This window comes from Micromonospora sp. CNZ299 (genome assembly GCF_002754415.1).
Map to the genome: position 1 here is coordinate 7,016,297 of NZ_PEFG01000001.1, position 11,830 is coordinate 7,028,126.

The window sequence follows — 11,830 nt, forward strand, 5'->3', positions numbered from 1 at the left end:
ACCTCAGCACCATCATGACCAGCGGCACCGCCACGGAGCGCAAGGCCGCGATCGAGGCTCTCATCGCCGAAGTCCAACTCACCGACCAGGGAGTCGTACCCGTTTTCAAAATCCCCACCGACACGACAATGCCCCCGGCCCAAAACGGACGGGGCACCTCAGGAGTACCACCGGTTCGCACAATGGTGCGGTCGGTGGGGCGGGCGGGACTCGAACCCGCGACCGAGGGATTATGAGTCCCCTGCTCTAACCGGCTGAGCTACCGCCCCGAACACCGCGCCGGATCTTATCCCGCTCGGCGGTCAGCAGCCAGCACCGAGCCGGCCGGCGCCCACGCCTGCACCAGCACGATGGGCTACAGGAATATAACAGCGTGCTCGGGTACGCCCGTCAGCCGGCGCGCAGCTCCTCCAGCACCTCGCCAGCGGCGCGCCAGCCGCTGGCGAGAGCGCCCTGGATGGACGGGCTGTCGCGGTGGTCACCGGCCACGAACAGCCCTTCTCCCAACGACACGGGCTTGCGTAGCCGCCCCTGCGGTGGTGGCGCGGCGGGCAGCGCGTTCGGGACGGCCACTGTGGTGAGGTGTGTCCAGTCAGCGGTGGAACGGCCGTACAGCCGGGTCAACTCGGCCCGTACGGTCGACTCGGGTGGGGCGCTCGGGCCGACCACCGACGTCGCGACGAGGTGCCGTCCGGTGGGCGCGTAGGTCGGGGCGGCGTTGCTGAGCACCACCGTGTTCGCCACGATCTCGCGCCGGTCCCCGTCGACGAGCAGGATCGGTTCGGTCAGCGGCGGCTCGGGCGCGCTGTGGTAATAGGTGGTGTAGCTGTGCATCCGTACCGTGGCCAGGGTCGGCAGCAGCGCGGACGCGGCGGGTGGGTCGACGGCGACCACGACGGCCCGGCAGCGGATGTCGCCGGCCTGGGTGCGGACCCGACGGGGAGCGACCTCGGCGACCGGCATGTCCAGGTCGAGCAGGTCGGCGGGGAGCGGGTCGGCGATGGCCCGGGGCAGCGCGGCCATTCCCTCGGCGGGCAGGCCGATGCGGCCGCGGGCGAACGACCGCAGCACCATCGCGAGGACGTGGCTGGACGTGGCCAGTTCCCGGTCGATGAAGACACCGGACAGGAACGGCCGCAGCAGCTCCTCGATGATCGCGTCGGAGAGGCCCGCACGGCGGAGCGCGGTCTCGGCGCTGGTCTCCGGTGCGGCGAGCAGCCGGGACGTGGGCAGTGTGGCGCAGCCGGTGGCGAGCGCGGCGAAGCGCAGCCGGTCGCGCAGGGAGCCGATGCCGGCGAGCGCGGTCCCGGGGGCGCCGGTCGGCTCCCGCAAGGGGTTGACCAGCCGCAGCAGGTCGTCGCCCTTGCGCACCAGCACGCCGGAGGTGAAGTACCCGAGGTCGAGCCGGTCGGTGTCGAGCAGCGTGCCGAGCCGGGGGTAGGCGGTGTTGAGCACCTGGAAGCCCCGGTCGATGAGGTGTCCGTCGACCACGTCGGTGGCGACCCGGCCGCCGAGTCGCCCGCTGGCCTCCAGCAGCCGCCAGGGCACGCCGGCGCGGTGCAGCCGGCGGGCGGCGGCGAGGCCGGCCAGGCCGCCGCCGACGATGACCACGTCGGTCTCAGCCAGCATCGCGCGCCTCCCGCTCACCGTTCGCCCGGGACAGCCGGCCCGGCCACCAGATCTTCGGCCCGATGTCGTACGCGAGTGCGGGCACCAGCAGCGACCGGACGATGATCGTGTCGATCAGTACCCCGATCGCGACCGCCGTACCCAACTCGACGAGCACCACGAGGGGCAACACGGCGAGGGCGGAGAAGGTCGCGGCGAGCACGATGCCGGCGGAGGTGATCACCCCGCCGGTGACGGCGAGGCCGGCGAGCACACCGGCGCGGGTGCCGCGCTTGACCGACTCCTCCCGGACCCGGCTCATCAGGAAGATGTTGTAGTCGATGCCGAGCGCGACCAGGAACACGAACGCGAACAGCGGGAACGACGAGTCCACGCCGGGAAAGTCGAAGACGTGGCGGAACAGGATCGCGCAGAGGCCGAGTGTCGCCCCGAAGCTGAGCAGCACTGTGGCGATCAGGAGCACCGGGGCGAGCAGCGCGCGGAGCAGCAGGGCCAGGATGACCGCGATGACCACCAGCACCACCGGGATGATGACGTTCTGGTCGCGCTTCGCGGCGTCCGAGGTGTCCACGTTGATCGCGGTGAAGCCGCCGACCACGGCGTCCGCGCCGGGCACCTGGTGTACGGCCACCCGCAGCTCGCGGAGGGTCCGCTCGGCGCCATCGCTGTCGGGTGGGTCGGCCAGGGTCGCCTCCAGCTGGACCCGCCCGTCGACGACCTTCGGAGTGGCGCTCGGATCGGGTGGGCCGGTCTGCGGGCCGGTGGAGAGCGGGCGGACGTCGGCCACGCCGGGCACGCCCTGCGCCACCTGGGTGACCTGCCGGGCGGTCTGTTCGGTGGTGAAGATGGTGGCCGGGCTGCCCGTGCCGGCCGGGTAGTGCCGCGCGATCACCTCCTCGCCGTCGACCGAGTCGGTGCGCTGGGTGAACAGGTCGGACTGGCCGAGGGTGGTGGCGTCGAGCTGGGTGAGCCCGAGCGTGAGGACGGCCAGTACGACCGCGGTGCTCAGCCAGATCGGTCGGGCGTGCCGGGCCACGAAGCCGGCGATGCGGCTCCAGATGCCGTGCTCGGCGCGTGGGTCGGCCTGATCCTCCCGGGGCCGTCGGGGCCAGAACGCCCAACGGCCGCCGAGCACCAGCAGCGCGGGCAGGAAGGTGAGCATCACCAGCAGGGTGGCGCCGATGCCGATGGCGGCGACCGGGCCGAGCGCCCGGTTGGAGTTGAGGCTGGACAGCAGCAGGCAGAGCAGACTGACGATGACAGTGCCGCCGGACGCGATGATGGCCGGCGCGGCGCCCTTCCACGCGGTGCGCATGGCGGCCCAGGGGCGGTCGTGGCGGTGCAGCTCCTCCCGGTAGCGGGCGATCAGCAGCAGCGCGTAGTCGGTGCCCGCGCCGAAGACCAGCACGGTGAGGATGCCCTGAGCCTGCCCGTTGAGCTTCACCACGTCGGCGTCGGCGAGCAGGTAGACGAACACCGAGGCGAGGGCGTACGACATGCCGGCGGCCAGCAGCGGAAAGATCCAGAGCACCGGGCTGCGGTAGACGACCAGCAGGATGATCAGCACCACGACCAGGGTGACCAGCAGCAGTGGCCCGTCGATGGCGGAGAACACCTTGATCAGGTCGGCGAGCAGGCCGGCCGGTCCGGAGACGTCCACGGTGAGGCCGTCCCGGTCCCCGCCGGTGATGTCGCGCAACTGTTCGACGACAGTGCCGATCTCCTCGCCCTCGGCGTCGTCCACCGGTACGACGATCTGGAGTGCCTGGCCGTCCTCGCTGGGGATGGGCGGGGGCAGTGGGGCGACCACGCCGGGCACCTGGGCGAACCGGGCCGCGTCGGCGCTCACCCGCTGCCGGTCGGCGTCGGTGATCCCAGAGGGCCGCTCATAGACGACCAGAGCCGGGATGGTCTGCCGGTCGACGAACTCACCGGCGAGGTCCTGGGCGCGGGTCGCCTCGGCGTCGGTGGGCAGGAATGCGGCGTTGTCGTTGGTGGCGACCTCGCTGAGGCGCCCGGCGTACGGGCCGGCCACGCCGCCGATCACCAGCCAGGCCAGCACGACCGCCACCGCGATCAGCGTGGCCCTGGCGCCTCGTCCGGACATCCGCACTCACCCCAAGGATCGACGCATGAATCGACGCAGCGGGGAGCCTGAGCGTCGACATCGACCATCCTGCCGCCCAGGCAGGCGGCAAAGGACCGAAACCGGCATCCCCACCAGCGTCGATCATGCAGTTGTGGTGCTGGACGAAAGGTGCACCACCCCCTCAAACCGGCGCCACAACTCCATGATCGACCGGGCTGGGGTGGGCACACGGAAACGCCCGTCGGCCGGAGGCCGACGGGCGTTGGGTGGAGAAGCTCCCCCGATTGGACTCGAACCAATAACCTGCCGGTTAACAGCCGGCTGCTCTGCCAATTGAGCTACAGGGGATCGTGCACCGCTCGGAATCGGATCTCGCCGACGCCGTGCGACGGGACAAGAGTACAGGACATTCCCCGGTGGTGGTCCAGTGGGTTCCGCCCCACCGCCCGATGATCAAGACGTGCAGGTCAGGATCCGAAGGGCATCGACAATCGGGGTAAATCGCCATCCGGGCACAAGCATGCTTGAGCGGAGAGCAGGATGGGTAGTTAGCTGCGGACAGAGGACGCAGGCGCGAATTGGTCGCCTTCCGACGGGGCAACTCGACGGAGCGACAGGCGCGTCAGGTACGGAAGGAGCCGCCATGCGCGGAAAGATCATGTTTCTTGGCGGGCTGGCTGCGGGATTCGTCCTGGGCGCCCGTGCCGGCCGGGAAAAGTACGAGGAGCTCGTTGTTCGGGGCCGCAAGGTGCTCGACCACCCGACCGTCCAGGAGGCGGCCGGGGTCGCGCAGGCCCAGGCCAACAAGTTCTACAGCGAGGGCAAGGACAAGCTCGGCCAGACCAAACTGGGCGAGAAGCTGGGCAGCGGCAACGGTAACGGCAGCTCCGACAAGCAGGAGCTGACCGCCGCCGACGACGCGTTCGCCGGCACGCCCGCAACCGTGGGCGCCAAGGCGGGCACCAGCACGGTCGGCACGACCTCCGGGTCGCCGTCGTCCACCAACACCCCCCGCACCAAGCCGTCCGGCTCGGGCACGAACGCCAGCACGCTCTGACCAACCGCACGTCGACGGGCCGGTCGCCGCAGGGCGACCGGCCCGTGGTCTGTCCGAGGTGCGGTCAGTCCTTGCTGCTGAACGCTGCGTCGAAGGCAGCGCTCGGGGCGTCGAAGGCCAGCCGGCGGACGAACTGCAACGCCTCCGGGGCGCCGACCAGGCGGTCCATGCCGGCGTCCTCCCACTCGATCGAGATCGGGCCGGTGTAGCCGATCGCGTTCAGCGCGCGGAAGCAGTCTTCCCAGGGCACGTCGCCGTGCCCGGTGGAGACGAAGTCCCACCCGCGGCGCAGGTCGGCCCAGGGCAGGTGCGAGGCGAGTCGGCCACGCCGGCCGTCCCCGGTGCGGACCTTGGCGTCCTTGCAGTCCACGTGGTAGATCCGGTCGGCGAAGTCGAAGATGAAGTTCACCGGGTCCAGCTCCTGCCACACGAAGTGCGACGGGTCCCAGTTCAGCCCGAACGCGGGCCGGTTGCCGATGGCCTCCAGCGTCCGCTTCGTCGTCCAGTAGTCGTACGCGATCTCGCTGGGGTGCACCTCATGGGCGAACCGCACCCCCACCTCGTCGAACACGTCGAGGATCGGGTTCCACCGGTCGGCGAAGTCCTGGTAGCCGCGCTCGATCATCGACGGCGGCACCGGCGGGAACATCGCCAGGGTGTGCCAGATCGACGAGCCGGTGAAGCCGACGACGGTCTTCACCCCGAGCTTCGCCGCCGCCCGCGCGGTGTCCTTGATCTCCTCGGCGGCCCGCTGGCGGACCCCCTCGGGCTCTCCGTCACCCCAGATCCGACCGGGCAGGATGTCCTGGTGCCGCTCGTCGATCGGGTGGTCACAGACCGCCTGACCGACCAGGTGGTTGGAGATCGTGAAGACCTCAAGGTTGTGCTTCGCGAGAGTCTCCCGCTTGCGCTCGACGTAGGAGTCGTCGGCGAGCGCCTTGTCGACCTCGAAGTGGTCGCCCCAGCAGGCGATCTCCAGGCCGTCGTAGCCCCACTCGGAGGCGAGCCGGCAAACCTCCTCGAACGGAAGGTCGGCCCACTGGCCGGTGAAGAGCGTGATGGGTCGCGCCATTGTTCTTCTCCCCTGTTGTCATGGGGGATTCCAGGTGCGGACCGGGGCGAGGGTGACCGGACGTACGCGGCACCGGGCGGTCACCGGTGGGTGCGGAACACACCTGGGCCCAGCGGGTTGCGCCTCCCACCGGGTCACCGGCCACCAGCACGGTCGCCGCCCCCACCTTATTTCCGCAGCACCCCATCGGGGAAGCCCTGCGGTCGGCCGATCATCCGATCATTTCCTCGGGTGCGGGCAGCGCGGCCCGCACGGCGAAACCGCCACCGGCGCGTGGGCCTGCGGAGAACGTGCCGCCGAGCCGCTCCGCGCGCCTGCGTACGCCGAGCAGACCCCGCCCGGCCCCCTGGCCGCGCCGGCCTGACGGCGCGGCACCGGTGCCCTCGTCGCGTACCTCGATGGTGATGCCCGTGGCGTCGTAGCGCAGGCGGACCGCGACCGGCGCGCCCGGGGCGTGCCGGCACGCGTTGGTGAGCGACTCCTCGATGATCCGGTACGCCACGACGTCGACCGGCCCGGGCAGCGGCCGGGGTTGCCCGGCCAGGCTCCACCGCACCGGCTGACCGGCGGCGAAGCCCTCCACCAGCGCGTCGAGCCGATTCAGGCTCGGGGTCGGCCCGGTCGGGTCGTCCGGCTCGTCGGGCGGGCGCAGCGCGTCACCCAGTCGGTGCCCCTGCGCCAGCACCATCCCGCGCCACTGCGCGAACCGCCCCATGCAGGTCAAGGTACGGCAGTCGGCTGTGAGCCGGTCCGCGGGCGTCCGCGGGGCGGCCGACGCATCACGCTCGTGAGGGACACCGCTTCCCGACCCGGGCCGTCGCGACGGCCGCCGGGGCACGCCGGCCGGGCTTCGTCGGCGCTCGGGCCGGGTGCCTGGAGGGGCCGACGCCGTGAGCGGCGGCCCCTCCCGGCTCAGTCGGTCAGGGCAGGGTCCACTTCTGGTTGGCCGCGTTCAGGCAGGTCCAGAGGTGTACGACGGTGCTGTCCGCCGAGTTGTTGCCGGAGACGTCCAGGCACTTGCCCGACGACGGGTTGCGCAGGGTGCCGTCGGACGCTGCCGCCCAGTTCTGCGCGCCGCTGCCGTTGCAGGTCCAGAGCTGGATCTTGGTGCCGTCGGCGGTGCCGCTGCCGGAGACGTCCAGGCACTTGCCGAGGGCCTTGATCGTCGAGTTCGGCGTCACGGTCCAGGTCTGTGCCGCACTGCTGTTGCAGGTGTAGAGCTGGATCTGGGTGCCGTCGGCGGTGCCGCCGCTGCGCACGTCCAGGCACTTGCCGGCCAGACCCTTGATCGGGCCGACCCCGGTGCCGCCGCCACTGCCCTTGACCAGGGTGAAGTCGTCCAGGTCGAAGAGCCCTGTGCCGTTACCGGTGAAGGTGAGGTAGAGGTTCTGGGTGCTGGACGGGACGTTGGACAGCGCCGTGGAGACGTTGGCGAAGGTCGTCCAGCTGCCGGTGTTCGGCACCGCGACAGTGCCGAGCACCGGGCCGGTGGCCGAACCGGTGCGCACCTGGATGGCGCCACCCGCGCCGCCGGAGACGACCCGGGCCGTGAACGAGGTGACCCCGGCCAGGTTGACCCCGTTGTACGCGGCCCAGTCACCCGGGTCGATGTAGCCGACGGTCTGCCCACCGTTGGCGCCCGCCTTGGTGAACGCGGAGACACCGTTGGCCGAGCTGAACGCCTCGGCCTGGATCGTGCCGGTGGGCGGTGGTGTGGTGCCCAGCTCCTTGACCCGGATGTTGCGGAACGAGGCGTCGTCACCGGTGCCGTGGTTCTGGATGCCGATGTGACCGGCCAACGAGCGGACCGGGTTGGTGTTGGTGAAGTCGTTGATCTTCACTCCGTTGAGGAAGATCTGCAACCGCTCGCCCTCGACCAGCAGCTCGTAGGTGTTCCACTCCCCCGGCGCGTTGAGTGCCGCGTCGCGGGCCGCCGTGTCAGCCGACTTGAAGGTGTAGACCGACCCGGTCGTGCGGTCGGCGGCGTCGGTGGCGTCGATCTGGATCTCGTAGCCGTTGTCGACTGCGGACCACGGGTCACTGGACGGCGGGAAGCCGATGAAGATGCCGGAGTTGTCGTCCCCGGCCAGCTTCCAGTCCAGCTTGAGCGAGTAGTTGGTGAACTGCTTCGTGTTGTACCAGTACAACCCCATGCCACCGACCGAGGTCAGGGTGGCGTCGGAGTTGGTGAAGTTGCCCGGACCGGCCTGCGACCAGCCGGCCGTCGAGCCGTTGAAGATCGGGGTGTAGCCGGTCTCGGGCCGGCAGTCGGCCTTGCTCCGGCCGGAGGCGTACCGGATGCCGCCGAGCAGGTGCGCCCGGAACGCCGGCTCCGCGTACGACGCCTGGGTGTGCCCGGCACCGGTGTAGAACGACCGGCCACCGTTGTAGCTCTTGCACCAGCTCAGCGGATGGTCGGAGCCCATGCCGCCGCCGGAGTACGACGACTCGTCCAGCGTGGCCAGCACGTGGGCGGTCGACCGGGCGTTGGTCCGGTAGTTGTACCACTCGTCGGTGCGGGTCCAGGTCTGCGGCAGGTGCGCGGTCGCCGCGTGGCCCCGGTCCTCCACCTTCATGTTGGCCTGCTGGATCGCCGGGTGCGAGGCGAACCACGCGCCCACGAGGTTGCCGTAGAACGGCCAGTCGTACTCGGTGTCGGCGGCCGCGTGCACACCCACGTACCCGCGGCCGGAGGCGATGTACGACTCGAAGGCGGTCTGCTGGCTGGCGTTGAGAACGTCGCCGGTGGTGTTGAGGAAGACCACTGCCTCGTACTGGGCGAGGTTGCTGGTGGTGAACGCGGCGGCGTCCTCGGTGGCGGTGACGGTGAAGTTGTTCGCCCCACCCAGGTCGCGGATGGTCTGGATGCCGACCGGGATGGCGTCGTGGCGGAACCCGGCGGTCTTGGAGAACACCAGCACGTCGTACGGGGCGTCGGCGGCGTTGGCGGGGCTGGCCGGGGTGGTGCAGGCGATGACGGCGAGTGCGGCCATTGCCGCACCGAGGACGGGTCGCAGGCGTCTGCGCATATCGCTCTCCTAATTGCGGTTAGGAGGGGCCCCTCGCACCACACTAGGCGTTGACAAGAGGCCCCTCCGCTCAGCTCAGGGCAGGATCCACTTTTGGTTGGCGGCACCGCTGACGCAGGTCCACAGGTGGACCGCAGTGCTGTCGGCGGAGTTGTTGCCGGAGACGTCGAGGCACTTGCCGGACGACGGGTTACGCACCGTGCCGTCGGCCTGGGCCGCCCAGTTCTGCGCAGCGGTCCCGTTGCAGGTCCAGAGCTGGATCTTGGTGCCGTCGGCGGTGCCACCGCCGGAGACGTCCAGGCACTTGCCCAACGACCTGATCGTCGAGTTCGGCGTGACCGCCCAGGTCTGCGCGGCGCTGCCGTTGCAGGTGTAGATCTGGATCTGGGTGCCGTCGGCCGTGGCGGCGCTGCGCACGTCCAGACACTTGCCGCCGAGACCCTTGATCGGGCCGCCCCCGCCGGTCGGGGGCGTGCCGGTGACGAAGGTGAAGGCGTCCAGGTCGTAGAGCGCCCCGGTGCCCGACCCGGCGAAGGTCAGGTAGAGCGTGGTCGTGCCGGTCGGCGGGTTGGTGATCGTCCCGGTCACCGTGGCGAAGGTTTCCCAGCCGCCGGTCACGGGGACCGTGGCCGAGCCGAGCACCGTGCCGGTGGCGGAACCGGCCCGGACCTGGAGGGTGCCACCGGCACCAGCCGAGGAGACCCGGGCGTTGAACGAGGTCACGTTGCCGAGCCGGTACGGCTGGAACGCGATCCAGTCACCGTTGTTGATGTCGCCGACAGTCTTGCCGCCCTCGGCCGTGGTCTTGCTGAACACGTTGATCCCGGACGAGGTGCCGTAGAACTCGGCCTGGCGGTGCCGCGGCGGCAGGGTGTGCTGGGTGTGCGTGGTCAGACCGCCCGCGTCGGTGTACTCGGCGTCGAAGATCGCGAAGATGTTCGCCGCGTCGTCGTGCTCACCGTCGACCGGGATGGTGATCGAGCCGGAGCAGCCGGTCTGCGAGGTGATCTGGTGCCCGTGCTGGTCATGCCCGAGCACGTAGGTCATCTTGACCTTCGTGCAGTCGATCGTGCCGTCCTCCGGGTCGGTGACCGTGATGCTGAACGGCACCGTGTCACCGAAGCTGAACAGCTGCCCGTTGCCGGGGTTGTTGATGGTCACCGTGGGCGCGGTGTTGCCGACGCTGATCCGGACGCTGCTGCTGCCGGTGGCGCCCTGCGGGTCCCGAACCGTCAGGGTGGCGGTGTAGCTGCCGTTGGCGGTGTAGGTCTTCGTGGGGTTGGCCGCGGTCGAGGTGGTCCCGTCACCGAACGCCCAGGAGTACGTCAGCGCTCCGCCCTCGGGGTCGGACGAGCCGGCCGAGGAGAAGGTCACCGCGAGCGGCGCCGCACCGGAGGTGCGGTTGGCGCTGGCCACGGCTGTGGGTGCCCGGTTGCCGCCACCGACGTAGTCGAAGCGGTAGAGCGCCGAGTTGGCGTCACCGTTGAAGTAGCCGGTGCCGTAGTCGAGCACGTAGTACGCGCCGTCCGGGCCGAACGCCGAGTCCATCACCTGCTTGCCGACCCAGGGAAAGGTGTCGATGGTGCCCCGGGAGCCGTCGGAGTTGACGTGGATCGGCTTGATCCAGCCACGGCCGAACTCGGTGGCGAAGAACTGCCCGTCGAAGGACTGCGGGAACTTGGTGGTGGAGGTCGACGAGGCGTTGTACCGGTAGACCGGGCCGCCCATCGGCGACTCGGAGCCGCCGCCGAACTCGGTCGGGGTGCCGGCGTCGCCGGCGTACCGGATCCAGGCCGGCTGGGCCGGCGGCAGGGTGGTCAGGCCGGTGTTGCGGAACGAGTTGTTGGTCGGCCCGCCGGTGCAGTTGTACTTCGCGCCGCTGGTGTTGGCGGCGAAGTCCCACTCGTTGTACGTCTCGGTGGAGGTGTTGGTGCCGGTGCAGTACGGCCAGCCGTAGTTGCCCGGCGCGGCGACCCGGTTGAACTCCACCTGGCCGGACGGCCCGCGGGTGGAGCTGGTGGTGCCGGCGTCCGGCCCGTAGTCACCGACGTAGACGACACCGGTGGCCTTGTCCACGCTGATCCGGAACGGGTTGCGGAACCCCATCGCGTAGATCTCCGGCCGCGTCCTGGCCGTGCCGGGCGCGAACAGGTTGCCCGACGGGATGGAATAGGTGCCGTTGGCGTTCACCTTGATCCGCAGGATCTTGCCCCGCAGGTCGTTGGTGTTGCCGGCGCTGCGCTGCGCGTCGTACGCCGGGTTGCGGTTGGTCCGCTCGTCCAGCGGCGAGTAGCCGGCCGACTCGAACGGGTTGGTGTCGTCACCGGTCGACAGGAAGAGGTTGCCGGCGGCGTCGAAGTCGATGTCCCCGCCGACGTGGCAGCACACGCCGCGGCTGGCCGGGACGTCGAGCACGTCGACCTTGCTCGCCTGGTTGATCGTGAAGTCGGAGTTGAGGGTGAACCGGGAGAGCCGGTTGACACCGTTCCAGGCCGAGAAGTCGGTGCCGGTGGCCGGTGCGTCGCCGGCCGGCGTCGACAGCGGCGGGGCGTAGTACAGGAAGATCTGGCGGTTGCTGGCGAAGTTCGGGTCGACGCCGACGCCCTGCAACCCCTCCTCGTCGTGCTGGTAGACCGACAGGGTGCCGATCACGGAGGTGGTGCCGCTCGCATCGGTGCGGCGCAGGGTGCCGTTGCGGGCGGTGTGCAGCACGGAACGGTCCGGCAGCACCGCCAGCGACATCGGCTCACCCATGTCGCTCACCCCACGGGCGAGCTCGACCTGCTGGAAGTCGGTCGCGTTGATCGTGTGCGCCTGCGCGGGGGTCGAGTCGGCGCCGAGGGCGACCGTCCCGGCCGCGACCACCAGCAGCGCTGCCGATCCGGCGGAGAACCATCGTCGGGATCGTTGTCTTGGAGCGTCCTTCATGGACATGTGTGCTGCCCCTTCCTGAC

At 70.3% G+C, this 11,830-nt stretch carries 7 protein-coding genes and 2 tRNA genes; 1 reads left to right on the forward strand and 8 read right to left on the reverse strand.

Translation table 11 applies throughout. The annotated features are described in order from the left end of the window. Window positions 1–195: 195 nt before the first annotated feature. The 4 genes from CLT68_RS31735 to CLT68_RS31750 form a co-directional block, all read right to left on the reverse strand. Window positions 196–269, reverse strand: a tRNA-Ile gene (locus CLT68_RS31735). A gap of 121 nt (window positions 270–390) precedes the next feature. Beyond that, window positions 391–1,629: an NAD(P)/FAD-dependent oxidoreductase gene (locus tag CLT68_RS31740; RefSeq protein WP_099856460.1), complete on the reverse strand. Its 1,239-nt coding sequence runs from the start codon at window positions 1,627–1,629 to the stop codon at window positions 391–393. Beyond that, the gene (locus tag CLT68_RS31745) at window positions 1,619–3,736 is read right to left on the reverse strand and encodes an MMPL family transporter (RefSeq protein ID WP_099856462.1); all 2,118 of its coding nucleotides are present in this window, start codon (window positions 3,734–3,736) and stop codon (window positions 1,619–1,621) included. The genes CLT68_RS31740 and CLT68_RS31745 overlap by 11 nt, the downstream gene beginning before the upstream one ends. Before the next feature lie 257 nt (window positions 3,737–3,993). Next, a tRNA-Asn gene (locus CLT68_RS31750) sits at window positions 3,994–4,066 on the reverse strand. Window positions 4,067–4,361: 295 nt separating this feature from the next. Here CLT68_RS31750 and CLT68_RS31755 point away from each other — a divergent pair. Next, complete coding sequence (locus tag CLT68_RS31755) at window positions 4,362–4,775, forward strand: hypothetical protein (protein ID WP_099856464.1); 414 nt, start codon at window positions 4,362–4,364, stop codon at window positions 4,773–4,775. 64 nt (window positions 4,776–4,839) lie between these two features. Here the strand turns inward: CLT68_RS31755 and CLT68_RS31760 are convergent, their stop codons facing one another. The 4 genes from CLT68_RS31760 to CLT68_RS31775 all read right to left on the reverse strand — a co-directional run bounded on the left by CLT68_RS31760 (window position 4,840) and on the right by CLT68_RS31775 (window position 11,810). Continuing rightward, window positions 4,840–5,847, reverse strand: a complete 1,008-nt coding sequence (locus CLT68_RS31760) for a sugar phosphate isomerase/epimerase family protein (RefSeq protein WP_088949630.1) — start codon at window positions 5,845–5,847, stop codon at window positions 4,840–4,842. 211 nt (window positions 5,848–6,058) lie between these two features. Beyond that, the gene (locus CLT68_RS31765; RefSeq protein ID WP_099856466.1) at window positions 6,059–6,562 is read right to left on the reverse strand and encodes an ATP-binding protein; all 504 of its coding nucleotides are present in this window, start codon (window positions 6,560–6,562) and stop codon (window positions 6,059–6,061) included. Between the two features lie 205 nt (window positions 6,563–6,767). Continuing rightward, entirely contained in the window at window positions 6,768–8,876 is a 2,109-nt protein-coding gene (locus CLT68_RS31770; RefSeq protein WP_099856467.1) for a ThuA domain-containing protein, read from the reverse strand. A 75-nt stretch (window positions 8,877–8,951) separates the two neighbouring features. Further along, window positions 8,952–11,810, reverse strand: a complete 2,859-nt coding sequence (locus CLT68_RS31775; protein WP_199177187.1) for a PQQ-dependent sugar dehydrogenase — start codon at window positions 11,808–11,810, stop codon at window positions 8,952–8,954. Between the last annotated feature and the right edge of the window lie 20 nt (window positions 11,811–11,830).